This window comes from Kitasatospora sp. NPDC004799 (assembly GCF_040609095.1).
In the GTDB taxonomy this organism is placed as follows: Bacteria; Actinomycetota; Actinomycetes; order Streptomycetales; family Streptomycetaceae; genus Kitasatospora.
Genome location: NZ_JBEXJK010000071.1, coordinates 1 through 26,731, shown reverse-complemented (window position 1 = coordinate 26,731; position 26,731 = coordinate 1). Strand labels below are relative to the sequence as shown.

The 26,731-nt window shown below is 74.7% G+C and carries 24 protein-coding genes and 1 riboswitch; of the genes, 8 read left to right on the top strand and 16 right to left on the bottom strand.

The features are described 5' to 3' along the window. Window positions 1-46: 46 nt before the first annotated feature. A complete protein-coding gene (locus ABZW03_RS12420; RefSeq protein WP_355255598.1) occupies window positions 47-985 on the bottom strand; it encodes a hypothetical protein in 939 nt (312 codons plus the stop codon). A gap of 171 nt (window positions 986-1,156) precedes the next feature. Here ABZW03_RS12420 and ABZW03_RS12415 point away from each other — a divergent pair, with 171 nt between their 5' ends. Next, the gene (locus tag ABZW03_RS12415) at window positions 1,157-3,658 is read left to right on the top strand and encodes a helicase C-terminal domain-containing protein (protein ID WP_355255595.1); all 2,502 of its coding nucleotides are present in this window, start codon (window positions 1,157-1,159) and stop codon (window positions 3,656-3,658) included. Between the two features lie 51 nt (window positions 3,659-3,709). Here the strand turns inward: ABZW03_RS12415 and ABZW03_RS12410 are convergent, their stop codons facing one another. After that, window positions 3,710-4,009 carry a hypothetical protein gene (locus ABZW03_RS12410; protein ID WP_355255592.1) on the bottom strand — a complete coding sequence of 100 codons (300 nt, stop codon included), beginning with the start codon at window positions 4,007-4,009 and terminating at the stop codon, window positions 3,710-3,712. A gap of 57 nt (window positions 4,010-4,066) precedes the next feature. Between ABZW03_RS12410 and ABZW03_RS12405 the strand changes: the two genes are divergently transcribed. Continuing rightward, a complete protein-coding gene (locus ABZW03_RS12405) occupies window positions 4,067-4,474 on the top strand; it encodes a hypothetical protein (RefSeq protein WP_355255589.1) in 408 nt (135 codons plus the stop codon). Between the two features lie 120 nt (window positions 4,475-4,594). Continuing rightward, window positions 4,595-6,232, top strand: coding sequence for a DNA repair helicase XPB (locus tag ABZW03_RS12400; protein WP_355255586.1), 1,638 nt, complete (start codon window positions 4,595-4,597; stop codon window positions 6,230-6,232). A 9-nt stretch (window positions 6,233-6,241) separates the two neighbouring features. Here ABZW03_RS12400 and ABZW03_RS12395 read toward each other — a convergent pair whose 3' ends face one another. After that, a complete protein-coding gene (locus ABZW03_RS12395) occupies window positions 6,242-6,403 on the bottom strand; it encodes a hypothetical protein (RefSeq protein WP_316526849.1) in 162 nt (53 codons plus the stop codon). Between the two features lie 380 nt (window positions 6,404-6,783). Here ABZW03_RS12395 and ABZW03_RS12390 point away from each other — a divergent pair, with 380 nt between their 5' ends. Beyond that, entirely contained in the window at window positions 6,784-8,835 is a 2,052-nt protein-coding gene (locus ABZW03_RS12390) for an AAA family ATPase (RefSeq protein ID WP_355255583.1), read from the top strand. 60 nt (window positions 8,836-8,895) lie between these two features. Here the strand turns inward: ABZW03_RS12390 and ABZW03_RS12385 are convergent, their stop codons facing one another. The 3 genes from ABZW03_RS12385 to ABZW03_RS12375 all read right to left on the bottom strand — a co-directional run bounded on the left by ABZW03_RS12385 (window position 8,896) and on the right by ABZW03_RS12375 (window position 11,051). Further along, complete coding sequence (locus ABZW03_RS12385) at window positions 8,896-9,582, bottom strand: copper homeostasis protein CutC (protein ID WP_355255580.1); 687 nt, start codon at window positions 9,580-9,582, stop codon at window positions 8,896-8,898. Between the two features lie 135 nt (window positions 9,583-9,717). Next, the gene (locus ABZW03_RS12380; protein WP_355255577.1) at window positions 9,718-10,671 is read right to left on the bottom strand and encodes a hypothetical protein; all 954 of its coding nucleotides are present in this window, start codon (window positions 10,669-10,671) and stop codon (window positions 9,718-9,720) included. Next, window positions 10,668-11,051 carry a PadR family transcriptional regulator gene (locus ABZW03_RS12375; RefSeq protein WP_355255574.1) on the bottom strand — a complete coding sequence of 128 codons (384 nt, stop codon included), beginning with the start codon at window positions 11,049-11,051 and terminating at the stop codon, window positions 10,668-10,670. The genes ABZW03_RS12380 and ABZW03_RS12375 overlap by 4 nt, the downstream gene beginning before the upstream one ends. Window positions 11,052-11,117: 66 nt before the next feature. Here ABZW03_RS12375 and ABZW03_RS12370 point away from each other — a divergent pair, with 66 nt between their 5' ends. Continuing rightward, window positions 11,118-11,831 carry a hypothetical protein gene (locus tag ABZW03_RS12370; RefSeq protein ID WP_355255571.1) on the top strand — a complete coding sequence of 238 codons (714 nt, stop codon included), beginning with the start codon at window positions 11,118-11,120 and terminating at the stop codon, window positions 11,829-11,831. Here the strand turns inward: ABZW03_RS12370 and ABZW03_RS12365 are convergent. The 5 genes from ABZW03_RS12365 to thrC form a co-directional block, all read right to left on the bottom strand. Beyond that, window positions 11,828-12,193 carry a hypothetical protein gene (locus ABZW03_RS12365; RefSeq protein ID WP_355255568.1) on the bottom strand — a complete coding sequence of 122 codons (366 nt, stop codon included), beginning with the start codon at window positions 12,191-12,193 and terminating at the stop codon, window positions 11,828-11,830. The genes ABZW03_RS12370 and ABZW03_RS12365 overlap by 4 nt on opposite strands. A gap of 113 nt (window positions 12,194-12,306) precedes the next feature. Continuing rightward, the gene (groL, locus tag ABZW03_RS12360; protein WP_270144962.1) at window positions 12,307-13,929 is read right to left on the bottom strand and encodes a chaperonin GroEL; all 1,623 of its coding nucleotides are present in this window, start codon (window positions 13,927-13,929) and stop codon (window positions 12,307-12,309) included. Between the two features lie 325 nt (window positions 13,930-14,254). After that, complete coding sequence (locus tag ABZW03_RS12355) at window positions 14,255-14,458, bottom strand: cold-shock protein (protein WP_030057071.1); 204 nt, start codon at window positions 14,456-14,458, stop codon at window positions 14,255-14,257. Window positions 14,459-15,007: 549 nt separating this feature from the next. After that, window positions 15,008-15,286, bottom strand: a complete 279-nt coding sequence (locus ABZW03_RS12350; RefSeq protein ID WP_355255563.1) for a ubiquitin-like small modifier protein 1 — start codon at window positions 15,284-15,286, stop codon at window positions 15,008-15,010. A gap of 25 nt (window positions 15,287-15,311) precedes the next feature. Next, window positions 15,312-16,619, bottom strand: a complete 1,308-nt coding sequence (gene thrC / locus ABZW03_RS12345; RefSeq protein WP_355255560.1) for a threonine synthase — start codon at window positions 16,617-16,619, stop codon at window positions 15,312-15,314. Window positions 16,620-16,635: 16 nt separating this feature from the next. Continuing rightward, window positions 16,636-16,771, bottom strand: a riboswitch (SAM riboswitch). A gap of 112 nt (window positions 16,772-16,883) precedes the next feature. Here thrC and ABZW03_RS12340 point away from each other — a divergent pair. Together ABZW03_RS12340 and ABZW03_RS12335 are read left to right on the top strand one after the other, a co-directional pair. Beyond that, the gene (locus tag ABZW03_RS12340; protein WP_355255558.1) at window positions 16,884-17,921 is read left to right on the top strand and encodes a glucosyl-3-phosphoglycerate synthase; all 1,038 of its coding nucleotides are present in this window, start codon (window positions 16,884-16,886) and stop codon (window positions 17,919-17,921) included. Window positions 17,922-17,958: 37 nt separating this feature from the next. Continuing rightward, a complete protein-coding gene (locus tag ABZW03_RS12335; protein ID WP_355255556.1) occupies window positions 17,959-19,425 on the top strand; it encodes a trehalose-6-phosphate synthase in 1,467 nt (488 codons plus the stop codon). Here ABZW03_RS12335 and otsB read toward each other — a convergent pair. From otsB to ABZW03_RS12310, 5 genes are all read right to left on the bottom strand, one after another. Next, window positions 19,412-20,236: a trehalose-phosphatase gene (gene otsB / locus ABZW03_RS12330; RefSeq protein ID WP_355255554.1), complete on the bottom strand. Its 825-nt coding sequence runs from the start codon at window positions 20,234-20,236 to the stop codon at window positions 19,412-19,414. The two genes, ABZW03_RS12335 and otsB, sit on opposite strands and share 14 nt — an antisense overlap. A gap of 364 nt (window positions 20,237-20,600) precedes the next feature. After that, on the bottom strand, window positions 20,601-22,697 hold the full coding sequence (locus ABZW03_RS12325) for an FUSC family protein (protein WP_355255552.1): 2,097 nt from the start codon (window positions 22,695-22,697) through the stop codon (window positions 20,601-20,603). 9 nt (window positions 22,698-22,706) lie between these two features. Further along, window positions 22,707-23,957, bottom strand: a complete 1,251-nt coding sequence (locus tag ABZW03_RS12320; RefSeq protein WP_355255550.1) for an HTTM domain-containing protein — start codon at window positions 23,955-23,957, stop codon at window positions 22,707-22,709. Beyond that, the gene (locus ABZW03_RS12315; RefSeq protein ID WP_355255547.1) at window positions 23,954-24,616 is read right to left on the bottom strand and encodes a DUF5819 family protein; all 663 of its coding nucleotides are present in this window, start codon (window positions 24,614-24,616) and stop codon (window positions 23,954-23,956) included. The genes ABZW03_RS12320 and ABZW03_RS12315 overlap by 4 nt, the downstream gene beginning before the upstream one ends. A 127-nt stretch (window positions 24,617-24,743) precedes the next feature. Next, window positions 24,744-25,943, bottom strand: a complete 1,200-nt coding sequence (locus ABZW03_RS12310) for a rhodanese-like domain-containing protein (RefSeq protein WP_355255545.1) — start codon at window positions 25,941-25,943, stop codon at window positions 24,744-24,746. Between the two features lie 278 nt (window positions 25,944-26,221). Here ABZW03_RS12310 and ABZW03_RS12305 point away from each other — a divergent pair. Further along, window positions 26,222-26,731 (top strand): PAS domain-containing protein (locus ABZW03_RS12305; protein ID WP_355255542.1); only part of this gene is annotated, 510 nt, incomplete at its 3' end.

Here is a 26,731-nt window from a genome sequence, read left to right as displayed (position 1 = left end):
GTCGTCCGTCCGGCCCCCGGCCGCTCCGGGACGGTCGGCCCCCGGCTCAGCCCTGCTGCTGCGGCGGGCGCCGGCGCAGCGCGAGCAGCAGCAGGACCACCGCCGACAGCACGGCGGACACCCGCAGCACGTCCGGGGCCGCCGACCAGCTGATCTGGCCCAGCGGCGAGCCCGACTGGAGGCCGCCGCCCTGGCCGCCCGCCTGCTTGGCCTGCCGCATGGAGTAGAGGGTGGTCGCGCTCATCGTGGCCAGCGGAATGCCGAGGACCACGAACTTGCGCATCAGGTCGGAGATCTGGCGGGACAGGTAGCCGAGGCCCCAGCCGGCCAGCATTGCCGGGAAGAAGCCGGAGACCGCCCCGCCGACCAGCAGGCCGCAGGAGAGCAGGATCAGCGGGGAGGGCTTGCGGGCGGGCGCGTCCTTCCCGGCCTCCTTCCCCTTCCCTTTCCCCTTGCCCTTGGCCTTCTTCCCCCCGGCCTTCCCGGCGGGGGCCTCGGGCGGCGCGGCAGGAGCGGCGGGCGCGGCGGCCGGCCGCAGCCACCCCCGGCGCGGCTTCTTCCCCAGGTCCACGGGCTCCGCCGACTCCGCCGCGGGCCCGGCCGCCGCGGCCTCCTCGGCGGTGCGCTGCTCGGGGATCGGCTTCGGCGCGGGCCGCGGCCCGTCCGAGAAGTCGAAGAGCGTCATCGTCCACGGGCCGGTGCTCGACACCACCGGCGGCGGGATCGCGTTCGACCGGTCCTCGGCGGCGGCCAGGTCCGGCGGGTCCAGCGGTACGGACGGGATGCCGGCCGCGCTCGGCGCCGGCGGGTCGTACACGCTCTCGGGGTCCCGGGCCGGGGCGGGCAGGGCGTCGGGACCGGGCGCGGCGTCGGGACCGGGCGCGGCCGGCGCCTCCGCGGCACCGCTGGAGGCGTGCTCCTCCGAGCCGCCGCCCGAACGCTCGCTCCACGGCCCGCTCTTGCGCCACCACTCGCCGTCCGTCATCACCGACCACCCCGCCTCGCCCGTACCGGCCGCCCACCGAACCGCCCTCGGCGTGACGCTACCCACCCCGCCCCCGCCCACGCGAGTCCGTCCGCCGGTGCGGCGATGCGCCGGTGGGGCGGCGGCACGACGGACACCCCGCCGTCCCCGCGCCCGACTAACCTAGGTCGAATGACCACACAGCAGGGCCCCCAGCGCCGGGGCAGGTCCACCACCGGCCCGCGCACCCTCGCCGAGGAGCTGCGCGCCCGTCCCGACGACGCGCTCGCCGCCCTGCTCCGCTCCCGCCCCGACCTGCTGAACCCCGTCCCCGGCGACCTCACCCAGCTGTCCGCCCGGCTCTCCTCGCGGGCCTCCGCGCTGCGCGCCCTGGAGCGGCTCGACCGCTTCACCCTCCAGGTCGCCGAGGCGCTGGCCACCGCCCCGGACGGCACCTCGCTGACCACCGTCCGCACCCTGCTGACCGGTCCGGCCAAGGTCAGGCCGCACCCCGACGCGACCCCGCTCACCCCGGCCGACCGGTCCGCCGTCGCCACCGCCCTGCCCCGCGCGATCGCCACCCTGCGCGACCGGGCGCTGCTCTGGGGCCCGGACAACGGGCTGCGTCTGGTCCTCGCCGTCCGCGAGGCGCTCGCGCCGACCGCCAACAACCCCGGCCGCACCGGCCTCGGCCCCACCCTCGCCGACGCCACCGTCGGCATGTCCCCGGCCCGGCTGCAGCAGCTGCTCGCCTCGGCCGGACAGCCCCCCACCCCGGACCCGGTCAGCGCCGTCGCCGCGCTCACCGCGCTGCTCACCGACCGCGCCCGCTGCGCCGCGCTGCTCGCCACCGCGCCCGAGGCCGCGCTGCGGCTGCTGGAGCGGCTGGTCTGGGGCCCGCCCACCGGCACCGTCCCGGACGCCACCCGCCCGGTCACCGCCGAGGACGCGCAGAGCCCGGTCGAGTGGCTGCTCGCCCGCGGCCTGCTGCTGCCCACCAGCCCCGGCAGCGTCGTGCTGCCCCGCGAACTCGCCCTGCACCTGCGCGGCGGCCGCACCCACCGCACCGTCGAGCCGGTCCAGCCCGAGCCCGCGCCCGCCGCGGCCCCGCGCGAGCCCCGGGTGGTGGACGCCGCCGCGGCCGGCCAGGCGCACACCGCCGTCAAGACCGTCGAGGAGCTGCTGGAGGGCCTGGGCCTCACCCCGCCGCTGACCCTGCGCGCCGGCGGCCTCGGCGTCCGGGACCTCAAGCGCACCGCCCAGGGCCTGGAGAGCACCGAGCAGCAGACCGCCTTCTGGCTCGAACTCGCCTACACCGCGGGGCTGCTGGCCCCCGACGGCGAGGTGGACGAACGCTGGGCCCCCACCCCGGGCTACGACGCCTGGCTGCACCTGGACATCGCCGAGCGCTGGACCGTCCTGGCCACCGCCTGGCTCGCCGCCACCCGCGTCCCCGCCCTCACCGGCACCCCGGACGGCCGGGGCAAGCCGCGCGCCGCCCTCGGCCCGGAACTCGACCGCACCCTCGCCCCGTCCGTCCGCCGCGCCGCCCTCGCCCTGCTCGCCGAACTCCCGCCCGGCACCCCGGCCACCGCCGAGGAGCTGCTCCCCACCCTGCGCTGGCAGCGCCCGCTGCGCGGCGGCCCCACCGGCCCGGACGGCCGCGAGCTGCGCGACGACCTCACCGCCTGGACCCTCGACGAGGCCGAACTCCTCGGCATCACCGGCCGCGGCGCGCTGGCCGCCCCCGCCCGGGCCCTGCTCACCGCCGAGTCCGACCCGGCCGAGGTGCTCGCCCCGCTGCTCCCGCAGCCGCTGGACCACGTGATCCTCCAGCCGGACCTGACCGCGATCGCCCCCGGCCCGCTGCTCACCCCGCTCGCCCAGGCGCTCGCCCTGTGCGCCGACATCGAGTCCAAGGGCGGCGCCACCGTCTACCGCTTCACCCCGGCGTCCGTCCGCCGCGCCCTCGACGCCGGCCGCACCGCCACCGACCTGCGGACCTTCCTGGAGCAGCACAGCCGCACGCCCGTCCCGCAGCCGCTCGCCTACCTGATCGACGACGTCGCCCGCCGGCACGGCATCCTGCGGGTCGGCGCCGCCTCCTCCTACCTGCGCTGCGACGACCCGTCGCTGCTCGGCGAGGTGCTCGCCGACCGCCGCTCCGCCGACCTGCGGCTGCGGCTGCTCGCCCCGACCGTCCTCGCCGCCCAGGCCGCCCCGGACGTGCTGCTCGCGACCCTGCGCACCATGGGCTACGCCCCGGCCGCCGAGTCCACCGAGGGCGACGTGCTGATCACCCGCCCGGACAGCCACCGCACCCCGCCCCGGACGGCGCCCGTGCCCGTCCCCGACGGGCCGCCCAGCCCCGACGACACCCTGCTCGCGGCCGCGATCAAGGCCATCCGGGCCGGCGACCGCGCGGCCACCGCCAGCCGCCGCGAGCCCGCCCCCGACCCTCGCCGGCTCCCCCGCACCGCCGCCGCCGAGACCCTGGCCGCCCTCCAGACGGCCGTCCTGCTCGGCGAGCGGATGTGGATCGGCTACCTCAACGCCGAGGGCATCGCCAGCCAGCGGATCATCGACCCGGTCAAGGTCGAAGGCGGCTTCGTCACCGCCTTCGACCACCACGCCGACGAGCTCCGCACCTTCGCCCTGCACCGCATCACCGGCGTCGCGGAACTCGACGAGTGACCCCGGGGGCCCGGGCCCCGACACCAGGCCCCCGACAACGGGCCCCGGGCCTCAGTGCCCCTGCTGCGCCTCCTTCATCTTGTCCTGCACGGCCTTGTCCGCCAGGCTGCCGATCTGCCCCTGCCCGACCGGCATCGCACCCCCGGTGACGGTCTCCGCCAGCAGGAACCCGGGCGCGGCGAGCAGGCCGCCGGGCCCCTCGCCGATGCCCGCGAGGGCGTGGGCCGAACCGGCCGAGGAGGCGGTGGCCGCGAAGGCCGTGCCCATCAGGGCGAGGGCGGTGAGAACACGCTTCGACTTCTTCATGGCCAGCCCAACGAGCGAGTACGCACCGTGGTCACTCGAAGTCATTGACGGCCCCGTCCCAGCGGCGTAGTCCGGAAGCAGGGGGTTCCGAGAGGAGGAACCATGCTCGGCGATCGGATAGCGGAGCTGACCACCCAGGAGACCGGCCGACGGGTGCTCGCCACCGTCGACGGCCTGCATCCCACCCTGGAGGTCTCGATGACCGGCACCGGCCGGCTACTCGACACCCCGGTCCGGGAGTTCGCCACCTACGAGTCCGACATGCGGCCCGACGGCTCGCTGTTCGGCGAGGGCCAGGGCGTCGGCATGTCGGAGAAGGGCGAGACCTACAGCTGGCACGGCAGCGGCATCGGCCACTTCACCGGCAACGGCGCGGTCAGCTGGCGCGGCGCCGTGTACTTCGAAAGCGCCACCGACACCTTCGTGCGCCTCAACGACGTGGTCGGCGTCTTCGAGTTCGAGACCGACGCCCAGGGCTCCGGCAGGTCCGTCGTCCACGAGTGGAAGTAGCCACCCGCCCGCCGCCCGCGACCGGCCCGCCCCCGAAGCCCGTCCACGTCGGCGGCGGAATGCGCGACACTGGAGGGTCTGCGTCAATCCACCCTGTCAGCCAGTGGAGGGCTTCCCCGCGTGAACGACGGACCGCTCATCGTCCAGAGCGACAAAACTCTTCTCCTGGAGATCGACCACCCCAGGGCCGCCGACTGCCGTCGCGCCATCGCGCCGTTCGCCGAGTTGGAGCGGGCGCCCGAGCACGTGCACACGTACCGGGTGACGCCGCTCGGGCTGTGGAACGCGCGGGCGGCCGGGCACGACGCCGAGCAGGTGGTGGACGCCCTGGTGACGTACTCGCGCTACCCGGTGCCGCACGCGCTGCTGGTGGACGTGGCGGACACCATGGGCCGGTACGGGCGGCTCCAGTTGGTCAAGCACCCGACCCACGGGCTGGTGCTGACCACCACCGACCGGCCGGTGCTGGAGGAGGTGCTGCGCTCCAAGAAGATCGTCCCGCTGGTCGGCGCCCGGGTCGACCCGGACACCGTGGTGGTGCACCCCTCCGAGCGCGGGCAGATCAAGCAGGTGCTGCTCAAACTCGGCTGGCCCGCCGAGGACTTCGCCGGGTACGTGGACGGCGAGGCGCACCCGATCCACCTGGAGGAGGACGGCTGGCAGCTGCGCCCGTACCAGGCGCAGGCCGTCGAGGGCTTCTGGCACGGCGGCTCCGGCGTGGTCGTACTGCCCTGCGGCGCCGGCAAGACGCTGGTCGGCGCGGCCGCGATGGCGCACGCCAAGTCGACCACGCTGATCCTGGTCACCAACACCGTCTCGGCCCGCCAGTGGAAGCACGAGCTGGTCAAGCGCACCTCGCTCACCGAGGACGAGATCGGCGAGTACAGCGGGACGCGGAAGGAGATCCGCCCGGTCACCATCGCCACGTACCAGGTGATGACGACCAAGCGGAAGGGCGTCTACGCCCACCTGGAGCTGTTCGACGCCCGCAACTGGGGCCTGGTGGTCTACGACGAGGTGCACCTGCTGCCCGCGCCGGTGTTCAAGTTCACCGCCGACCTCCAGGCCCGCCGCCGGCTCGGCCTGACCGCCACGCTGGTGCGCGAGGACGGCCGCGAGGGCGACGTGTTCAGCCTGATCGGCCCCAAGCGCTTCGACGCGCCGTGGAAGGAGATCGAGGCGCAGGGCTACATCGCGCCCGCCGACTGCTGCGAGGTGCGGGTCACCCTGACCGACTCCGAGCGGCTCGCCTACGCGACCGCCGAGCCGGAGGAGCGCTACCGCTTCTGCGCTACCACGGCGACCAAGCGGCGGGTGGTGGAGTCGCTGGTGAAGAAGCACGAGAAGGACCAGACGCTGATCATCGGGCAGTACATCGACCAGCTGGACGAGCTCGGAGAGGCCCTGGACGCCCCGGTGATCAAGGGCGAGACCAGCAACGCCCAGCGCGAGAAACTCTTCGAGGCCTTCCGGAACAAGGAGATCGGCGTCCTGGTCGTCTCCAAGGTCGCGAACTTCTCGATCGACCTGCCCGAGGCCACCGTGGCCATCCAGGTCTCCGGGACCTTCGGCTCCCGCCAGGAGGAGGCCCAGCGCCTCGGCCGCGTCCTGCGGCCCAAGGCCGACGGCCACGCGGCGCACTTCTACTCGGTGGTCGCCCGGGACACCGTGGACCAGGACTTCGCCGCCCACCGGCAGCGCTTCCTGGCCGAGCAGGGCTACGCGTACCGGATCATCGACGCGGACGACGTGCTGTAGCGCGGCGGTTCAGTACCGGACACCGTCGCGCCCGAGGAAGATCACGCGCGCGGCGGTGTCCAGGGCGATGCCGACGTTGCGGACGGCGGTGCTCAGCGGGTTGCGGTGGCGCCCGGAGACGGCGGTGGCGCCGGACGGGCCGGATCGGGGGGTTCGGTTCGTGGTGCTCATGTCTTCAACGGTAGGCACCCGAGCGGCCCCGGGCATCACTCCAAAGGCCGTATCCGCAGGTGCGCGGGTCGTCCTCCGGGTGTAGGGGCGCCCCCGGGGCGGGGGTAGGGGCAACCCCGAGACCGGCGCGGCCGCGCCCCCGAGACCCGCGCGGCCGGAACCCGGACACCCGCGGCCGCACCCCCGAGGCCCGCGCGGCTGGTACCCCGGGGCGGACGGGTCTAAGATCGTCCGTCTGCCCCCTCCCGAACCGTGGTACCTGCTGAAGTCCCGCAGGCAGCCGGGGGAGGTACCGACCGTTCGGCAACCGGTCGGCCGTACCCACCGTGAGCTCCTACGATCCGCTGCGCCCGCCACCGGGGCAGCCGGGAAGGTTCGCTGTGCCCGCCACCCCCCTCACCGACCCCCTCCAGCGCGAACGCGATCACCTGGCCGCGTCCCGGGCCGCCCTGCGCGCCATGCGCGAGGACGTCGAGTCGCTGGACATCCGCGACGTGACCGGCTCCTGGGTCACCGCCGTCGTGCTCCAGAACCAGATCGAGGCCAGGATCGCCGCCCTGGCCGACCTCTCGCACACCCCGCTGTTCTTCGGCCGCCTCGACTACCTCCACGCGATCAGCGAGGAACTCTCCGAGGGCTCCGGCGGCGAGAGCTTCTACATCGGCCGCCGGCACGTCCACGACGCCGACGGCGACCCGATGGTGATCGACTGGCGCGCGCCGGTCTCCCAGCCGTTCTACCGGGCCAGCCGCACCGAGCCGCTGGACGTCGAGCGCCGCCGCCGCTTCGGCTACACCGGCGGCGAGCTCACCGCCTACGAGGACGAGCACCTCTCCGACCCGGCCGAGGGCGACACCGCCTCCGCCCTGCTCGCCGCCGAGATCGAGAAGCCCCGCGTCGGCCCGATGCGCGACATCGTCGCCACCATCCAGCCCGAGCAGGACGAGATCGTCCGCTCCGACGTCACGGGCACCATCTGCGTCCAGGGGGCGCCCGGCACCGGGAAGACCGCCGTCGGCCTGCACCGCGTCGCCTACCTGCTGTACGCCCACCGGGAGCGCCTGGCCCGGACCGGCACCCTGGTGATCGGGCCGAACAACGCCTTCCTCTCCTACATCGAGCAGGTGCTCCCGGCCCTCGGCGAGCTGGACGTCGCCCAGGCCACCGTGCAGCAGCTGGTCGGACACGTCGAGGTCCGCGGCGAGGACTCCCCGGAGGCGGCCCGGCTGAAGGGCGACGCCCGGATGGCCGAGGTGCTGCGCCGGGCGGTGCGGTCGGGCATCACGCTGCCCACCGAGCCCTGCGTGGTGGTCCGCGGCTCCCGCCGCTGGCGCGTTCCGGTGTACGAACTGGTCGAGATCATCGAGGAGTTGAAGGGCCGCGAGATCCGCTACGGCGCCGCCAGGGACGCCCTGCCGCAGCGCATCGCGCACGCCGTGCTGCTGAAGATGGAGCAGAGCGGGGAGGCCCCGGACGACCGGGTGCAGGACGCGGTGGCCCGCAACGCCGCGGTCAAGGCAGTGGTCAAGGAGTGCTGGCCGGCCGTCGACCCGGCGAAGCTGGTCCTGCGGCTGCTCTCCGAGCCGGAGTTCCTCGCCGCGTGCGCCGAGGGCGTCCTCACCCCCGAGGAACAGCGGGCCGTGCTCTGGCCCAAGCCCGGCCGCTCGGTGCGGACGGCCCGCTGGACGGCGGCCGACGCCGTCCTGGTGGACGAGGCGACCGACCTGGTGCAGCGCACCCCCTCGCTCGGCCACGTGGTGCTGGACGAGGCCCAGGACCTCTCCCCGATGCAGTACCGCGCGGTCGGCCGCCGCTGCACCACCGGCTCGGCGACCGTCCTCGGCGACCTCGCCCAGGGCACCACCCCGTGGGCGACGGCGAGTTGGCCGGAGGCGCTGCGCCACCTGGGCAAGCCGGAGGCGCACGTCGAGGAGCTGACCAAGGGCTTCCGGGTGCCGGAGGAGGTCATCGCGTACGCCTCCCGGCTGCTCCCGGCGATCGCCCCCGGCCTCGCCCCGGCGTCCTCGGTCCGTACGGCTCCCGGCTCGCTGACGGTCCGCCGGGTCGCCGACGGGGAGACCACGGAGGCGGTCCTGGCGGCCTGCCGGGAGGCGCTGGAGCACGAGGGCTCGACCGGCCTGATCGCCGCCGACGCCCGCGTCCCGCGGCTCGCCGAGGCGCTGACCGCGGCCGGCCTGCCGTACCTCTCCCCCGGCGACGAGACCAGCGCGGAGGCCCGGCTCACCCTCGTCCCGGCCTCGCTGGCCAAGGGCCTGGAGTACGACTACGTGGTGCTGGACGAGCCGGCCGCGGTGATCGCCGGGGAGCCGGACGAGCGGACCGGCCTGCGCCGGCTGTACGTGGCGCTGACCCGGGCCGTCTCCGGGCTGACGGTGCTGCACGGCGAGCCGCTGCCGGAGCAGCTGCGGTAGGACGCGCGGAGGGGCCGGCCCCCGGGACCGGCCCCTGCGCGCACACGCTCCGACGCACCGTCAGCCGTCGATCAGCGCCCGCCACTCGGCGACCTTGGCCGCGTCCACCGGCGTCCGCCAGCCGTCGACCCGCACCGCGCCGCCGACGTGGAAGGCGTCGAAGCCCTCCGCCCGCAGCTCCTTCAGGTGCTCGGCCCGCAGGCCGCCGCCGATCAGGATCCGCTGCCGGTACCCGGGCTCGCCGGCCCGGGCCAGCTCGGCCGAGAGCACCGCGCGCCCGGCGTCCACCCCGGCGGGCGCGCCGGAGGTGAGGAAGGTGTCCAGGCCGGGCAGGTCGGCGACGGCGGCCCGCAGGGCGGCCCGGTCGGCGCTGTGGTCGATCGCCCGGTGGAAGGTCCAGCGGCAGCCGGCGATCGCCTCGGCGACGGCCGTGGTGGCGGCCAGGTCGACGGCGCCGTCGGCGTCGAGGAAGCCGAGGACGAACTCCTCGGCGCCCTCGGCCCGCAGCGCGGCGGCCCGGGCGCACAGCTCGTCCACGTCGCCGGGGGCGAAGCCGTCCCGGATCCGCAGCATGACCCGCAGCGGGAGGCCGACGGCGGCCCGGATCCGGCCGAAGTCCTCGACGGACGGGGTGAGCCCGTCGGCCGCCATGTCGGTGACCAGTTCGAGCCGGTCGGCGCCGCCCGACTCGGCGGCCTGGGCGTCCTGGGGCGTCAGCGCGATGACTTCGAAAATTGGTCTAGACATATTCGACAGCCTGCCACATCCGCCGGGCCCCGGCGACTCCCGGGGAAGCACAGGGGGCTGTTCCGGTCACACCGGAACAGCCCCCTCGACTTCCCCTCACACGGACCCGTCACACGGACCCGTCGCACCGAGCCGTCACACCGACCCGCGGACCGCCACCGCCGTCCGCCGCCCGACCCGGTGCACCGCCACCGCCAGCAGCGCCAGCACGACCACCGTCGGCGCCGCCGCCGGCAGCAGGTGCGAGATCCCGCGGGACTCGCGCCAGATGTTGAACAGGCAGCCGGGCCCGGTCAGCACCAGCACCGCCACGCCCACGGCGGTCGGCCCGACCCGCCCGCGCAGCCCGGCGAAGGTCAGCAGCAGCGGGGCGATCAGCATCACCACGAACCACCCCCGCTCCACCGGGAAGCTGGTGTCGTCCCAGTTCTGGGCCGCCGCCAGCAGCCCGCCGACGGCCACCGAGGCCAGCGCCAGGGCGCCGGTGCGCCGGTCCGGCCGGGGCAGCAGGTCGGTCGGCGCCGCCGCCAGCAGCAGCGCGGCCACCACCAGCGGCAGCGCGGCCATCCCGACGTAGCCGCTCCACCACAGGTCGAAGGAGGAGTCCCGGACGGCCTCCACCAGCTCGTACAGCCCCACCGCGCCCAGGAGGACCGCGCTGCCGCGCACCGCCGTCCACCGCCCGAGGAGCACCGCCACCAGCAGCAGCGCGGCGGCCACCGGCCGGGAGAACAGCTCGACGTAGACGCCGTACGAGTCGTCCCAGGCGAGCTGGTCGGCGACCCGGTTCGCGGTGGTCAGCCAGGCCGCCAGCGTGGCGCCGGCCACCGCGCCGGCCAGCATCGGCGCGACCAGGGCCAGCAGCCGCCCGGCCGCCGAGCCGCCGGTCAGCCCGAGCCGCACCCGCAGCCCGTACACCGCCAGGCCGAGCACCTCCCGGGCGACCGCCAGCCGGTCGCCGGCCGCCGTGGTGTCGGCGAACACCTCGGCCAGCTCATCGCCGCGCTCGCGGCGGTACCGCGCCGGGTAGAGCTGGAGCGCGGCCCGCAGCGCCACCGAGGGCACCCCGCCGATCGCCGACGTGCTCATGAGAGGCCTCCCCCCGTCGCGGGCCGTCCCTGCGACCCGGCCTTGCCCGGCAGCATCGACCGGATCCTGGTCAGCCGCCGCTCGGCCTCGGTGGCCACCGCCCGCAGCCGCTCCGCCTCGGCGGCCAGCGCGCTCCGGCCGGCCTCGGTCAGCGCGTAGCTGCGCCGGGCGCGGCCGTCCACCACCTCCTCGGCGGCGACCTCGATCAGGCCCTGGCCCAGCAGCCGGTCGAGCGCCCCGTAGAGGGTGCCGGTGCGCATCTTGACCCGGCCGTCGGAGATCGCGGCGATCTCCTGGATGAGCGCGTAGCCGTGCCGCGGGGCGTCGGCCAGCGCGGTGAGCAGCAGCAGCGTGGGCTCCTGCATGGAGCGTTCTGTCATACGCCTACATATATCGCCAACCTACCTATAGGTCCAGCGCCCGGCCCGGCCGCCACAATGGTCGCCATGCCGGAACACCCGCCCGCCGAAGCCCCGCCCGCCGTCGTCGCACCCGCCGGGGACCTCGCCGAAGCCCCGCCCGCCGAGGACCGCGCCGAGGACCTGCTCGCCGCCTGGACCGCCCTGCTGCACCGCTGCGGCGCCGCCGTCGACCCCGAGCCGTACGGCCGGGAGCTGCTGCGCCGCTGGTCGGAGCCGCAGCGCCGCTACCACACCGTCGCGCACCTGCGCGCGGTGCTGCGGCAGGTCGACGAGCTGGCCGGCCACGCCGACGACCCGGACGCCGTCCGCCTCGCGGCCTGGTTCCACGACGCCGTCTACCGCCCCGACCGCACCGAGAACGAGGAGCGCAGCGCCGCCCTGGCCGTCCGCGCGCTGACCGCCGCCGGGCTGCCCGCCGAACGGGTCGCCGAGGTCGAGCGCCTGGTGCTGCTCACCGTCGGCCACGACCCCGCCCCCGGCGACCGCGACGGCGAGGTGCTCTGCGACGCGGACCTCGCCGTCCTCGGCGGCGCCCCCGGGGCGTACGCGGCGTACGCGGCCGCCGTCCGCGAGGAGTACGGCTTCGTCCCCGCCCCGGACTTCACGGCCGGCCGGGCCGCCGTGCTGCGCCACCTGCTCGCCCTGCCCGCGCTCTACCGCACCCCCGCCGCCCGGGACCGCTTCACGGCGGCCGCCCGCGCCAACCTGACCGCCGAGCTCCACGCGCTGACCGGCTAGACGAGCCGGTCCAGCTTCCCCACCGGAGCCACCGCCACGCCCCGCTTGCCGCACACCCAGTGCGGCTCCGGCCCCAGCTCGGGCTCCACGCTCAGCGCGTGCGGGTCCCCGTCGGCCGCGCAGTCGGCGCACAGCGGCCAGCGCCCGTACGCCTCCAGCAGCGCGTCCTGGACGTCCTGGGCGACCAGGCCGAGCACGTACTCGGTGCCGTCCGGCCACTGCTCCAGCCACCAGCGGCGGTGCGTGACGGCCTGCTCCACCAGCGAGACGACGGCGGCGTCCGCCACGTCCCGCGCGGTGAGGTCGGCCAGGATCAGTGCCCGCGCGTTGTGCAGGGCGGTCTCGATGTCGTCGGAAGCCATCCGTCCATTCTCCCCAACGACCCGACGACACCGGAAACGCCGTGTGGGCGGCCCCCCGAAGGGAGCCGCCCACACGGACGGGGAATCAACCGATCCGATCGGAACGATCAGGATCAGAAGTCCATGTCACCGCCCGGCATGCCGCCGCCGGCGGCCGCGGCGGCCTTCTCCGGCTTGTCGGCGATGACGGCCTCGGTGGTGAGGAACAGCGCCGCGATGGAGGCGGCGTTCTGCAGCGCGGAGCGGGTGACCTTGGCCGGGTCGATGATGCCCTCGGCGACCAGGTCGACGTACTCGTTGGTGGCGGCGTTCAGGCCGTGACCGGCGGGGAGGTTGCGCACCTTCTCCACCACGACGCCACCCTCCAGGCCGGCGTTGGTCGCGATCTGCTTGATCGGGGCCTCCAGCGCGACCTTGACGATGTTGGCACCGGTGGCCTCGTCGCCGTCCAGCTCCAGCTTGTCGAAGGCGACACCGGCCTGCAGCAGGGCGACGCCACCACCGGCGACGATGCCCTCCTCGACGGCGGCCTTGGCGTTGCGGACGGCGTCCTCGATGCGGTGCTTGCGCTCCTTGAGCTCCACCTCGGTGGCCGCGCCGGCCTTGATGACGGCCACGCCGCCGGCCAGCTTGGCGAGGCGCTCCTGGAGCTTCTCGCGGTCGTAGTCCGAGTCGCTGTTCTCGATCTCGGCGCGGATCTGGTTCACGCGGCCCGCGACCTGCTCGCTGTCGCCGCCACCGTCGACGATGGTGGTCTCGTCCTTGGTGATGACCACCTTGCGGGCGGTGCCCAGCAGGTCGATGCCGGCGTTCTCCAGCTTGAGGCCGACCTCCTCGGAGATCACGGTGCCACCGGTGAGGATGGCGATGTCGCCGAGCATGGCCTTGCGGCGGTCACCGAAGCCCGGGGCCTTGACGGCGACGGACTTGAAGGTGCCACGGATCTTGTTCACGACCAGGGTCGACAGGGCCTCGCCCTCGACGTCCTCGGCGATGATGACCAGCGGCTTGCCGCTCTGCATGACCTTCTCCAGCAGCGGGAGCAGGTCCTTGACCGAGCCGATCTTGGAGTTGGCGATGAGGATGTACGGGTCCTCGAAGGTCGCCTCCATGCGCTCCAGGTCGGTCGCGAAGTAGGCGGAGATGTAGCCCTTGTCGAAGCGCATGCCCTCGGTGAGCTCGAGCTCCAGACCGAAGGTGTTGCTCTCCTCGACGGTGATGACGCCTTCCTTGCCGACCTTGTCCATGGCCTCGGCGATCAGCTCGCCGATCTGGGTGTCGGCGGCGGAGATGGAGGCGGTGGAGGCGATCTGCTCCTTGGTCTCCACGTCCTTGGCCTGGGCCAGCAGCTGGTCGGAGACGGCGGCGACGGCCTTCTCGATGCCGCGCTTCAGGGCCATCGGGTTGGCGCCGGCGGCGACGTTGCGCAGACCCTCGCGAACCAGGGCCTGGGCGAGCACGGTGGCGGTGGTGGTGCCGTCACCCGCGACGTCGTCCGTCTTCTTGGCGACCTCCTTGACGAGCTCCGCGCCGATCTTCTCGTACGGGTCCTCGAGCTCGATCTCCTTGGCGATGGAGACACCGTCGTTGGTGATCGTGGGGGCGCCCCACTTCTTCTCCAGCACGACGTTGCGACCCTTGGGGCCGAGCGTGACCTTCACTGCGTCGGCGAGCTGGTTCATGCCACGCTCAAGGCCGCGGCGAGCTTCCTCATCAAAGGCGATGATCTTGGCCATCAGAAGTGGTCCTCCGGGACACGGTCGACTGCTCGGACCAAGGGGTGCCCGCGACGGACGGCCCTGGTGTGCGGGGGTCTTTTCCCCTACCGCTCCCGGGGGCCTCACCGACCCGGTCCGCTGTCACTCTCACGCTGTGAGTGCTAACGCCAATGATTAGCACTCCGGGTGGTCGAGTGCAAGCCCAATCGCCAACCCGCGAGCCGCCGCCGGGGCCGCCCCGGAGAACGCCGACGGGCCCGTACGACACGCGTCGTACGGGCCCGTCGAGAAGCGAGTGGTCACCAGCCGTAGGGCCGCGCCGAGCTCCTGGGGTCGGAAGGGGTCAGCCCGCGGCGCGGACCATGTCCGCCTGCGGGCCCTTCTGTCCCTGAGAGATCTCGAACTCGACCCGCTGGCCCTCCTCGAGGGTGCGGTAGCCGTCCATCTGGATCGCGCTGTAGTGGACGAAGACGTCCGCACCACCGTCGACCGCGATGAAGCCGTAGCCCTTCTCCGCGTTGAACCACTTGACGGTGCCCTGAGCCATTCCGAACTCCCCTAGTGCTGTGCTGGCCCTTCACGCGCCCGCAGGTCGCGGGCCCGGGTTGGTTGAAGGCCGGCCCGGGGAACCCCCCCTGGGCGCAGCCGTGCACGCCGCAACCCTCCGCGCGGGACGCCAAGCGGCTTCCGGTGAGCGGGTGATTGCGTCGACCGCCGCTGAATGTATCCGGATCGACGCCCTCTGCAACAGGGTCAGCCACCGGTAATTCCGCCGGCGTATCAAGGGACAGGACGGGCCGAATCGGAATAATCTCGGCATTCCACGCCGGACATAGCGGACGAATTACCCAAATGTCCGCGGGAATTCTGACATCTGCCTGACATGTTTCCGTGGCCGCTCCCGGCGGCCGGACGCCCCCGGATCGAACGCGGAGGGTCGAACGCGGCGGGGCCGAAAAGAAAACCCTGTTCCCAGCCGAGCCACACTCTACTCCGACTCGACCCGGAAATATTCCCGCCGAAATGCAGGCGGTCGCCCGCGCATACGGAGAGCCGAATTCCGTACGCGTGGGCGACCGCTGGTTCCCGTGGCGGCTCAGCAGCCGCCGGCCACCGCCGGGATGATCGAGACGCTGGCGCCGTCCTTGATCTCGGTCGCCAGGCCCTCGGCGAACCGCACGTCGTCGTCGTTCACGTAGACGTTCACGAAGCGGCGCAGCTTGCCGGTGTCGTCCAGGATGCGGGCCGAGATGCCGGCGTGGTTCTTCTCCAGGTCGGCGATGACCTCGGCCAGGGTGGCCCCCTCGGCGGTCACCTCTGCGGCGCCGCCGGTGTAGGTGCGCAGGATGGTGGGAATGCGGACGTTGGCGCTCATGACTCTCCTTGCGGGGGCGGGTGGTTCAGGCGGACGCGAGGCCGGCGGCGCGGAACGAGTCCAGCGTCGGGCGGATGACGGTGGTCATCCCGGCGTCGGAGACGGCGTCCAGGGTCTTCAGGCCGTCGCCGGTGTTGATCGCGACGGTCTCCTTGGCCGGGTCCAGCTGCCCGGTCTCGACCAGCTTCTTGAGCACGCCGACGGTCACCCCGCCCGCGGTCTCGGCGAAGACGCCCTCGGTCCGCGCCAGCAGCCGGATCGCCGCCACGACCTCGGCGTCCGTGACGTCCTCGACCGCGCCACCGGTCCGGCGGGCGATGTCCAGCACGTACGGGCCGTCGGCGGGGTTGCCGATCGCCAGCGACTTGGCGATGGTGTTCGGCTTGACCGGCTTGATCACGTCCCGGCCGGCCTTGAACGCGGCCGACACCGGCGAGCAGCCCTCGGCCTGGGCGCCGAAGACCTTGTACGGCCGGTCCTCGACCAGGCCGAGCCTGATCAGCTCCTGCAGACCCTTGTCGATCTTCGTCAGCTGCGAGCCCGAGGCGATCGGGATCACGATCTGCTCCGGCAGCCGCCAGCCGAGCTGCTCGCAGATCTCGTACGCCAGCGTCTTGGAGCCCTCGCCGTAGTACGGCCGCAGGTTCACGTTGACGAAGCCCCAGCCCTCGCCGGCCGGGTCGCCGATCAGCTCCGAGCAGAAGCGGTTCACGTCGTCGTAGTTGCCCTCGATGCCGACCAGTTCGCCGCCGTACACCCCGGCCATGACGACCTTGCCCTGCTCCAGGTCGTGCGGGATGAACACGCAGGACCGGAACCCTGCGCGGGCCGCCGCCGCCCCCACCGCGCCGGCCAGGTTGCCGGTGGAGGAGCAGGACAGCGTGGTGTACCCGAACGCCCGGGCCGCCTCGATCGCGCACGCGACCACCCGGTCCTTGAACGAGTGGGTCGGGTTCCCGGAGTCGTCCTTGATGTGCAGCTGGGCGGTGAAACCGAGCTCGCGGCCCAGGTTGTCCGCCTTCACCAGCGGGGTCCACCCCGGGTTCAGGTTGGGCTTCGACGCCACGTCGGCCGGAACCGGCAGCAGCGGCGCGTACCGCCAGATGGAGGCCGGGCCGGCCTCGATCCGCTTGCGCAGCTCCTCGGCGCCCTCGCTGCCGAACTCGTAGGCGATCTCCAGCGGGCCGAAGCACTCCAGGCACGCGAAGCTGGGGCCGAGCGGGAAGCGGGTGCCGCACTCGCGACAGGACAGCGCGGCGGCGGGGCCGAGGTCGACGGGTGGGGGTCCCCCCGGCCGAAGGCTGGGGGAGGGTGCGGCGGTGTCGATAGCCATGATGGCGAGGCCTCTCTCCTCATCTTCCCCGTGTCGCGGTCGCGACACGGGCCGGAATTGGCACCTGTCCCGCCGGGGCCTGTCGACGACAGCCGCGCGAGAAGGTTGCCGGGACGTCAACGGGCCGTTCCCTCAGTCCCTCTGGATGAGCTTGTGAAATTGTGGTGGTGCGTGGGCGGCGACCCCGGCGTGCAAAGGTCCGACCGCTGTACGAAGACTGTATCCGAAGGCGTCAATCCTGAACGGGACCGTCCGCCAAGCGAGATGACACGTCCCACCGACCCCGCCGAGGAGACCTCCGTGCCCGCCGAACCGACCCCCGAGCTCCTCCCGCAGGCGGCGTCCTGGCTGCGCCGCCGCTCCTGGAGCGCGGCCGACCGGCCGGTCCGCACCCTCCTCGACGCCAAGGAGCGCACCGGCCGCACCGTCAGCGTGGTCCTCCCCGCCCTGGACGAGGAGGCCACCGTCGGCGACATCGTCCGCACCATCCGCCGCGAGCTGATGGAGGGCCTCCCGCTCGTCGACGAACTCGTCGTCGTGGACTCCGGCTCCACCGACGCCACCGCCGCCGTCGCCGCCGAGGCCGGCGCCCGGGTGGAGCACCGCGACCTGATCCTCCCCCGCCTGCCCGCCGTCCCGGGCAAGGGCGAGGTGCTCTGGCGCTCCCTGCTGGTGACCCACGGCGACATCGTCTGCTTCGTCGACGCCGACCTGCGCGAGTTCGACCCGGCCTTCGTCTCCGGCATCGTCGGCCCGCTGCTGACCGACGAGTCCATCCAGCTGGTCAAGGCCATGTACGACCGCCCGCTGGAGTCGGAGGGCGCCGTCCTGCCCGCCGGCGGCGGCCGGGTCACCGAACTCGTCGCCCGCCCACTCCTGAACCTCCACTGGCCGGAACTCGCCGGTTTCGTCCAGCCCCTCGGCGGCGAGTACGCGGCCCGCCGCTCACTGCTCGAACGGCTGCCCTTCCCCACCGGCTACGGCGTCGAACTCGGCCTGCTGGTCGACGCCCTGGAGCTGGCCGGCCTGGACGCCCTGGCCCAGGTGGACGTCGGCGTCCGGCACCACCGCCACCAGGACGGCCAGGCGCTCGGCCGGATGGCCGCCACCATCTACCGGACCGCCCTGGAACGCCTCGACCGCACCCACCGGCTCAAGGCCTCCGCCGACCTCGTCCACCCCCACCTCACCCAGTTCACCCGCGACCCGGAAACCCGCGCGTTCGCCGCGCACACCCACCCCGTGACCGCCCTGGAGCGCCCCCCGATGCACACCGTCCCCGAGTACGCGACCCGCCACTGAACGTTTGCCGCCCCACCACCCCGGCAACATCCCAACCATGGGCGATCTCACGACCAACCGTTCGAGCGCGACCGGCACCGCCCCCGTCCTGGTCGCCTCCAACCGGGGACCGGTGTCCTTCGGCACCGCCGAGGACGGCACGCTGACCCTGCGCCGGGGCGGCGGCGGCCTGGTCTCCGGCCTCTCGGCCATCGAGGACCCGAACGCCGTCTGGGTCTGCGCCGCCCTCAACGACGCCGACCGCAGAGCCGCCGCCGAGGCGCCCCACGGCCGCCTCGACCTGGCCGGCCACGAGGTCGGCGGCCAGGCCGTACGGATGCTGGACATCGACCCCCGGACCTTCGCCCGGGCCTACAACGGCGTCGCCAACTCCACCCTCTGGTTCGTCCACCACCTGCTCTACGCGACCCCCACCGCGCCCGCCTTCGACGCCGGCTTCCGCACCGAGTGGGCCGCCTACCAGGCCTACAACCGGGCGTTCGCCGAGGCCCTGGCCGCCGAAGCCGCCCCGGACGCCGCCGTCCTGGTCCAGGACTACCACCTGTCCCTGACCCCGGCCCTGCTCCGCGAGGCCCGCCCCGACCTGCGGATCGGCCACTTCTCGCACACCCCCTGGGCCCCGCCCGAGTACTACCGGCTGCTGCCCGACGACGTCGCCCGGGCCGTCCTCACCGGCATCCTGGGCGCCGACCGGGCCGGCTTCCTCACCGAACGCTGGGCCCGCGCCTTCGCCGCCTGCTGCGCGGACCTCCTCGGCGCCGCCGTCGACCACGACGCGCTCACCGTCACCCTCGACGGCCGCACCACCCAGCTGGGCGTCCACGCCCTCGGCGCCGACGCCGACTTCCTGCGCGAGCGCGCCCACCGCCCCGACGTCGACGAACGCCTGGCCGCCCTGCGCGCCGCCGTCGGCGACCGCCGCACCATCGTCCGGGTCGACCGCACCGAGCTGAGCAAGAACATCGTCCGCGGCCTCCAGGCCTACCGGCACCTGCTCCGCACCCGCCCCGAGTGGCGGGACCGGGTGGTGCACATCGCCTTCGCCTACCCGTCCCGCACCGACCTGGCCGAGTACCGCGACTACACGGCCGCCGTGCAGCGCCTCGCCGAAGAGATCGTCGCCGAATTCGCCACCCCCGACTGGCAACCGGTGATCCTGCACGTCGACGACGACTTCCCGCGCAGCCTCGCCGCCTACCGCCTCGCCGACGTCGCCCTCGTCAACCCCATCCGCGACGGCATGAACCTCGTCGCCAAGGAGGTCCCCGTCGTCTCCGACCACGGCTGCGCCCTGGTCCTCTCCCGCGAGGCCGGCGCCCACGCCGAACTCAAGGACGACGCCCTCACGGTCAACCCGTACGACGTCATCGCCACCGCCGACGCCCTCCACGCCGGCCTCACCATGAGCCCGGAGGAACGCGCCGACCGCACCAAGCGCCTGGCCGCGGCGGCCACCGCGCTCCCCCCGCAGCAGTGGTTCCTGGACCAGCTCAACGCGCTGTGAGCGCCTCCCCCAGGGCCCCCAGCAGCTCCACCACACCCTCCGGCCCGGCGACCACCAGGTCCGCCCGGTCGGCCAGCTCCCGCACCGGCGCGTCCCCCACCGCGCCGGCGCACACCAGCACCCCGGCCACGCCCTCGCCCCGCAGCTTCTCCACCGCCGCGAAGGCCGCCACGTCCCCCAGGTCGTCCCCCGCGTAGAGCACCGACCGGGCCCCCCGCTCACGGAGGAACCCGGTCAGCGCCGCCCCCTTGTCCACCCCCGGCGGCCGCAGCTCCAGCACCAGCCGCCCGGGCTCCACCACCAACCCGTGCTCGGCCGCCAACTCCCCCACCGGCGCCCGCAACAGCGCCAACGCCTCCTCCGGCGCCGCCGTCCGCCGGGTGTGCACGGCCACCGACCGCCCCTTGTCCTCCACCCACGTCCCCGCGGGCGCCCCCACCCGCTCCAGCACCTCCGGCAACACCGCCCGCACCCGCCCCACCCCCGGATGCACCTCCGGCGCCGAGAGCTCCCCGTCCTCCCACCGCTCGGCCCCGTAGTGCCCCAGCACCACCACCCCCGGCACCCCCGCGAACCCCCCGTACTCCACCGCCACCCCGGCCGGCCGCCCCGTCACCACCACCACGGCCCCCACCACCGGCACCAGCCGCCGCAACACCCCCACCACCCCCGGATGCGCCCGCGCCCGCCCCGGATCCGCCACGATCGGCGCCAACGTCCCGTCGAAGTCCAACCCGATCACGGCCTCCCCCGGCGCCGCCAACACCGCCCGCACCCCGTCCCGCCCCGCCCCGGTCCCCGGCACAAACATCTCTTCAAAGCCCATACCGACCCCCCTACCCCGGACCACCCCCCTCCGCACCCCGACAACACCCCCGTGCGGGCGCGCAGGGCGCAAGCCCGCGCGCCCGCCCACACACCCCCAAGCACCCCTCACCACCCGCACTCACCGCGAGTCCGCTCTCCCCCCGCGAGTCCCCCTCTCCCCCGCGAGAGGGACGCGCTGCGGGAGGGGCGGCGCAGGGGGTGGGTGCGGAGAGGGGCGTTGCGGGTGATTTTCAGACTGCCAACGGCGATCGGCGCCCCTCCTACAGATCGGCAGTCTGAAAATCATCCAGCCCCCGCAGCACCCACCCCCGGAGCCACCCCGCCACCCACCCTCCCGAGAGCCCCCCTCACCCAGAAGACCCCCGCAAGGCCCGCTCCAAGTCCCGAAGCGCCTGCCCCACCAACCGGGTCCCCGCCCGCACCACGTCCCCCTGCACCCCCGCCGGCAGCCCCTCCTCCAACCGCGCCTGCGCCTCCCGCACCGCCGAGAACTCCACCGCCTGCCCCGTCAGCATCGCCCCCGCCGCCAGCGCCGTCGCCAGCCGCAGCTCCTCCGCGTACTCCGCCGTCCCCGGCACCGGCTCCGCGTCCGCCGCCGGCAGGTGCGCCTCCAGCAGCACCGCCGCCCGCCCGAGCGCCCCGACCGCCGCCCGGGCCCGGTCGATCTGCCGCCGGCTCACCCCGGCCAGCCCGGTCTCGTGCCGCCCCGGTTCGGCGTCGGCCCGCTGCATCGCCTGGATCAGCTCGGAGCGCGCCTCCCGCGAGTCCAGCAGCGCGCTCCGCACCACCCGCCCGCGCGGCGCCGCCGGCTTCTCGTAGCAGGCGACGACCGCCCCCGCGTACCGGCCGGCCGCCGCCAGCCATTCGGCCAGCCGCTCGCCGAGCCGGGCGGTCTGCCAGGTCGGGAACAGCGCGTACGTCACCAGCGCGATCGACCCGCCGAGCAGCGTCAGCCCCACCCGCTCGACGGCCGTCACCAGCGGGTTCCCCTCCTGCAGCCCGAGCAGGAACACCACGTACGTGGAGATCCCGACGGTGGTGAGCGCGTACCCGGTCCGGAACGCCAGGTACGACCCGCCGATGCAGACCACCGCCAGCGCGGCCAGCACCCACTCCCCGGGGTGGGCCAGCTGCACCACCAGGGTCGAGACGGCGACCCCGACCACCGTTCCGGCCAGCCGGGCGACCCCCCGGCTGTAGGTCTGCGCGAAGTCCGGCCGCATCACCATCGCGGCGGTCATCGGCGCCCAGTACCCGTGGTGGAACCCGGCGAGCCGGGCCAGCAGGTAGGCGACGGTGACCACCCCGGCGAGCCGGACGGCGTGCTGGAAGATCGCCGAGCGCGGCTGCAGCTGCCGCCGCACGGCCCGCGCCGCGACCGGCAGCATCCGGGCGATGGTCGGCTTGTGCAGCGCCCCGCCGGCCCCGACCACCGGCGTGGTGATGGTGTCCTCGTCGTTGCGGTCCAGGGCGTCCGCGGCCTTCCGCAGCAGCCCGCCGAGCCGCCGGGAGGAGCGCCGGGCCGCCCCCTGGAGCCGCGGCCCGTCGTCCGAGCCGACCAGGGTGAGCGAGGGCGCGGAGCGGGGGAGCCGGAGCGGGTCGCCGGTCCGGATCGCCCGGGCGAGGGCGTCCATGACCTCGGCGGCGGCCGCCAGCACCTCCCGGGCCCGGTCCCGCTCCGGCCCCTCCTCGGGGGCGCCCACCTTGGGGTCGGCGAGCGCGGCGAGGGTGGGCCGGATGCGCTCGGCGATGCCGCGCAGACCGCGCAGCTCGGGCGGCCGGTGGCGGTCCTGCCAGGGGGTGAGGGCGGCCGCGTGGCGGGCCGTCATGAACGGCTCCGGGTCCACGTGCGCGGTTGGGTCCTGCCGCAACCGCCGTGCGTAGTCGGCGAGTTCGGCGTAGGTGTCGGCGAGCGCCTCGCGCTGGGCGGACCAGCTCCCGATCGGCCAGACGGTGATGACGACGGCCTGGACGACCCCGCCGAGGGCGGCGACCAGCCCGTGGCCGAGCGCGGTGACGGTGCTGACCGGCAGCTGCACGACGATCAGCATCACCGAGACGGTGTTGGTGGAGACCACCCCGGCGGTGGGCCCGATCGCCCAGGACATCCCGGCGCCGAACGCCCACACCGCGAGCAGCACCGGGAACAGCCCGTACACCCCGGCGGCCAGGTAGCCGAGGAAGGTGCTGACGCCGAGTCCGATCCCGGCCGCGACGGCGAGGCTGGCCCGGGGCCGGAAGCTGCGCTGGAAGGTGGCCGAGCCGGCGATGAACGCGCCCATCGCGGCCGAGGTGGCGAGCGCGACCCCGCCGAGCGCGAGGGTCGGGAAGAGCACCAGCGCCACCGCGACCGCCCCGCGCAGCGCCCGCTTGGGGTCGGTGAGCGCCCGGTCCAGGGTGAGCCCGGTCCGCGCGGTGTCACGAAGTGCGGCGAACCAGGACATAGCGACATCCTAGGGCGTGGATCTCCGCGGGATCCGGCGCAGCCGCGCCGCCGCCCACAGCAGTGCCCCGGTCGGCAGGAACACCGCGTCCGCCGCGATCATCGCCAGCGAGAAGACCGGCAGCCCGAGCACCACCGCGATCCCCACGTGCTCCAGCACCATGACGGCCAGCAGGACGTTCTTGACCCGCCGGTTGAGCAGCGTGAACGGGAACGCCACCTGGAGGACCACGGTGCCGTACGAGACCAGGAAGACCGGCAGCACGGCCGAGCCCACCAGGGCGGACAGCCCCGGCCAGGGGGTGAAGTAGTCCAGGTGCAGCGGGTAGTACAGCGCGGTGCCGTCCTGCCAGCGCGAGCCCTGCACCTTGTACCAGCCGGCCGTGGCGTAGATCAGCACCACCTCGACGGCGATCACCAGCATCGCGCAGTTGTGCACCATGTTCGCCAGCGCGTCCAGCACCGCCCGCGGCTCGCCGTCCGGCCGCAACCGGCCGAGCGTCCACCAGAGCCCGGCCACCGCCCAGAGCCCCCAGAACAGCGGCGACCAGCCGAGGTACGGGAAGGCCCGGTCGGTCCAGGTCAGGCTGTCCCCGGCGAAGCCGCCGAACTGGCAGACCGCCAGGACGGCCCCGAGCAGCGCCCAGAGCGCCACCCCGGCCCGCCCCGGCCCTACGCGTCGGGCGTCCAGCGACCAGACCTCGGCGCAGCGGGTGAAGACCAGGTAGACCGCCATCAGGTGGACGACGTTGTCGCCGCCGTCGCCGAGGAAGACGTCGCGGTTCTGCAGGGACAGCACGGTGACCAGGAACAGCACCGTGCTCGCCCTGGTCCGCCAGCCCAGCAGCACGGCCAGGGCGGCCAGCACCGCCAGGTGGTAGACCAGCTCGGACCAGAGCCGCCCGCCGAACCAGGGCAGCACGGTGAACGCCCCGTTGTCGGCCAGCAGCCGCCCGGCCAGCTCCGCCGACCAGGGCGAGCGGTCGCCGTACAGCACCCGCCGGTTCGGCCACTCGCGCAGCAGGTAGGCCAGCCAGACCAGCCCGAAGCCGATCCGCACCACCGCGGCCTGGTGCCGGCCGAGCGCCCGCCCGGTGAAGGCCCCCGCCGCGCGCCCGAGCGGCGACCGCGGCCCGCGCGCCGCCGGCACCGCCCCGAGCACCGCCTCCGGCACCGCCCCGGGCTCCACCGGCCGGTCGGCCCCGGCCTGCCGCGGCAGCGCCTCCTGCGGGTGGGCGGCCCGCACCGTCGCCTCGTTCATCCGAGCAGCCCCCGGTAGTCCTCGTCCGCCACCGGCCACCACGGCAGCTCCCGCACCCGGGGCGCCGGCGGCGCGGGCTCGCCGCTCCAGGACGGCGGCGGGACGGTGGCCGCGGTCGACCGGAACTGGATCCCCAGGATCCGCTCGCCGTCCGCCTCCCGGCCGATCCGCTGCAGCGCGATCCGCTTGAGGTACTGCTCGGCGAGCCGCCCGCGCGGGGAGGCCGGGGTCTCGTCCTGCGGGTTGTGCGTGCCGTCGTAGAAGTCCCAGGCCCGGCGCAGCAGGTTCTGCTCGACGTGGCTGGGGGCCGGGTTGCCCCGTATCGCGGCGACGTCCTGCGCGGTCAGCCCGATCCAGTCGTGGACGCGGGTCGCCCCGCCGGGCGCGACGGTACGGACCCGGGCGTCCACGCTCACGTTCTGCTGGAGCGGGTTGGGCGCGAACAGCTTCCAGTTCTGCTCGAACTCCGGGTAGACCACGCCGTCGAGCTCGTCCCGGTACTGCCGGGACACCGGGTTGGCGGGCGCCACGTGCAGGAACACCGCGGCGAGGAACAGCCCGGTGCCACCGGCCAGCACCGCCCCGGCGAAGCCGAGGACCAGCTGCGCGGGCCTGGACCAGGCCCTCCCGGCAGCCGGCCGGTCCGTCGTCTCGGTCATGGCCTCCCCGCCCGGTCGGCGGGCGCCGCCGGCCCGGTGCCGGCGCGCTCGCGCGCGCCCATCCTGCCCTACGGCCGGGCGGGCGCCGGGCCGTCGGAGGACGAAGGCCTGCCGCGGTGCCGGGCCGTCAGAGGACGAAGGCCTCCTGGCCGGTGCTGCTCACCATCGGACGGCCCGCGCCCTGCCAGGCGTACATCCCGCCGTCGACGTTCACCGCGTCGCGGCCCTGCTGCACCAGGTACTGGACGACCTGCGCGGAGCGGCCGCCGACCCGGCAGAGCACGTACAGCTTCTCGTCCGGCAGCTCGCCGAGGCGGGCGATGACCTCGCCGATCGGGATGTGCAGCGCGCCGTCCACGTGGCCGGCGTCCCACTCGTCCTGCTCGCGCACGTCCAGCAGGGCGGCGTCGGCGGGCACGGCGGCGGCGTCGGCGGAGGGGATCTGCGGGAACATCGTGTGGGTCTCCTGGGATTCGGTCGGATGCGTGCCATTGTCGTGCACCGGCTGCGGCTCCGGGGCCGGGTCCGGGCCGCCGAGCAGCCGCTGCAGTTCGGCCTGCCGGTCGGCGGCCTTGGCCAGCAGCTCCTCGGCGAGCTGCTCCAGCAGCCGGTCCGGGTCCTGCGGGGCGAGGGCGAGCAGCTGGCCCATCGGGGTCTGCTCCAGCCGGACCTGCTCGGTGGCGGTCTCGGTGATCTTGGCGGTCAGCCAGTCCAGCCGGCGGCGCAGCCAGTCCGCGCGGTCGGGGGCGTCGACGGCGGGGGCGGCCTCCGGCGCGGTGGACCACTCGGCGGCCAGCCCGTCCAGCGCGGCCGCGTCCCCGTACGCGTAGGCCTCGTTGACCCGGGCCAGGAAGGCGGCCCGGCGCTGCTGCTCGGCCGGGTCGGTGGTGAGGTCGGGGTGGGCGCGGCGGACCAGCTCGCGGTAGATCCGCTGGGCCTCCTTGCCGGGCCGCACCCGCTCCGGCGCGGCGGGCGGCGGCGGGGCCGCCTCCCCGTCCTGGCCGGACTGCTCCCGCACCGAGTCGAACAGCGCGTCCAGGTCCGGAAGTTCCTCGACCTGACGGCGCGCCTCGGCGGCCCGGCGCAGGTCCTCGGGCCGGCCGGTGCGGGCCGCCACGGCCTCGGCGACCAGCGCGTCCAGCTCGTCCAGCCGGGCGTAGAGCGGGCCGAGCAGCTGGTGGTGGATCAGCGCGAAGTTGTCGATCTCGACCCGCAGCGTCTGCACGTCCACGTCCATGCTGAGCCAGGCCAGCTCGGCGGCGGCGACCCGCTCCTCCAGCTCCTGCCGCTCCGGGTCCGTCCAGCGGGCGGGGCTCTGCGCGCTCACTTCTCGCCTCTGTCTCGTCCGGCCGGCTGCGTCCTGCGGACCACCCGTGCGGGCGGTCCGGCCTGCCACCCTACCGCCGCCGTCGCGGACCCCGTCCGGGTGAACCGGGGGTACGGACCGGCGTGCGGCACGCGACACGCAACCGATCCTGAGGAATCTCCCCGTTTCGGTGACGAGCCCGGCCCGGTCCGTGCTTCGCTGGTATCCGCACAGCGTGCCTTCCTCCGGAGAATCGGCCGCCCCCGGGCGCGGCGGCCAGGCGGGAGCAGAGCGAATCCATGGTGGCCGAGTCCAACTCCACACCGCGGCCGGCGGGCGACGGAACCGCGCCGGGCGACCACCCGACCGGGGTGGCCGCCCTGGTCCGGCTCGCCCCCGTCCTGGTCGACCGGTCCGGCCGGATCACCCAGTGGGGCCGGGCCGCCGAGGAGCTGTTCGGCCACCGCGCCGAGGTCGCCCACGATCGGCCGGCCTCCGGTCTGCTGCCCGCGCTGGAGCCGCGGGTGCTCGAACGCCGGTCCGGCCGCCGGCCCTGCGACACCTTCGACACCCTCGCCGAGCGGACCGCCGACGGCCGCCCCTGGACCGGCCGGCTGACCGTGACCGACCGCGAGGAGCACCCGCGCGACGTGCTCTGGTGGGCCTACCCGCTGCCCGGCCCGGCCGGCGGACTGCTGGCGCTGGCCGCCGACGCCCGTCCGCTGCGCTCCACCGGGCCGCGGCTCGCGCTCGGCGAGCGGCTGCTCCCCTTCGCCGCCGCACCCGGCACCCGGGGCGGCTTCCGCACC

Bases quoted from the DNA above. Each gene is read 5' to 3' on its own strand.
- ABZW03_RS12405 (WP_355255589.1), top strand. From the start codon at position 4,067: ATGCTCGGCGATCGGATAGCGGAGCTGACCACCCAGGAGACCGGCCGA.
- ABZW03_RS12375 (WP_355255574.1), bottom strand. From the start codon at position 11,051: ATGACAGAACGCTCCATGCAGGAGCCCACGCTGCTGCTGCTCACCGCG.
- ABZW03_RS12385 (WP_355255580.1), bottom strand. From the start codon at position 9,582: ATGTCTAGACCAATTTTCGAAGTCATCGCGCTGACGCCCCAGGACGCC.
- otsB (WP_355255554.1), bottom strand. From the start codon at position 20,236: ATGTTTGTGCCGGGGACCGGGGCGGGGCGGGACGGGGTGCGGGCGGTG.
- ABZW03_RS12320 (WP_355255550.1), bottom strand. From the start codon at position 23,957: ATGAACGAGGCGACGGTGCGGGCCGCCCACCCGCAGGAGGCGCTGCCG.
- ABZW03_RS12335 (WP_355255556.1), top strand. From the start codon at position 17,959: ATGGGCGATCTCACGACCAACCGTTCGAGCGCGACCGGCACCGCCCCC.
- ABZW03_RS12415 (WP_355255595.1), top strand. From the start codon at position 1,157: ATGACCACACAGCAGGGCCCCCAGCGCCGGGGCAGGTCCACCACCGGC.
- ABZW03_RS12350 (WP_355255563.1), bottom strand. From the start codon at position 15,286: ATGAGCGCCAACGTCCGCATTCCCACCATCCTGCGCACCTACACCGGC.
- ABZW03_RS12355 (WP_030057071.1), bottom strand. From the start codon at position 14,458: ATGGCTCAGGGCACCGTCAAGTGGTTCAACGCGGAGAAGGGCTACGGC.
- groL (WP_270144962.1), bottom strand. From the start codon at position 13,929: ATGGCCAAGATCATCGCCTTTGATGAGGAAGCTCGCCGCGGCCTTGAG.
- ABZW03_RS12410 (WP_355255592.1), bottom strand. From the start codon at position 4,009: ATGACTTCGAGTGACCACGGTGCGTACTCGCTCGTTGGGCTGGCCATG.
- ABZW03_RS12325 (WP_355255552.1), bottom strand. From the start codon at position 22,697: ATGTCCTGGTTCGCCGCACTTCGTGACACCGCGCGGACCGGGCTCACC.
- thrC (WP_355255560.1), bottom strand. From the start codon at position 16,619: ATGGCTATCGACACCGCCGCACCCTCCCCCAGCCTTCGGCCGGGGGGA.
- ABZW03_RS12370 (WP_355255571.1), top strand. From the start codon at position 11,118: ATGCCGGAACACCCGCCCGCCGAAGCCCCGCCCGCCGTCGTCGCACCC.
- ABZW03_RS12365 (WP_355255568.1), bottom strand. From the start codon at position 12,193: ATGGCTTCCGACGACATCGAGACCGCCCTGCACAACGCGCGGGCACTG.
- ABZW03_RS12315 (WP_355255547.1), bottom strand. From the start codon at position 24,616: ATGACCGAGACGACGGACCGGCCGGCTGCCGGGAGGGCCTGGTCCAGG.
- ABZW03_RS12420 (WP_355255598.1), bottom strand. From the start codon at position 985: ATGACGGACGGCGAGTGGTGGCGCAAGAGCGGGCCGTGGAGCGAGCGT.
- ABZW03_RS12395 (WP_316526849.1), bottom strand. From the start codon at position 6,403: ATGAGCACCACGAACCGAACCCCCCGATCCGGCCCGTCCGGCGCCACC.
- ABZW03_RS12380 (WP_355255577.1), bottom strand. From the start codon at position 10,671: ATGAGCACGTCGGCGATCGGCGGGGTGCCCTCGGTGGCGCTGCGGGCC.
- ABZW03_RS12340 (WP_355255558.1), top strand. From the start codon at position 16,884: ATGACACGTCCCACCGACCCCGCCGAGGAGACCTCCGTGCCCGCCGAA.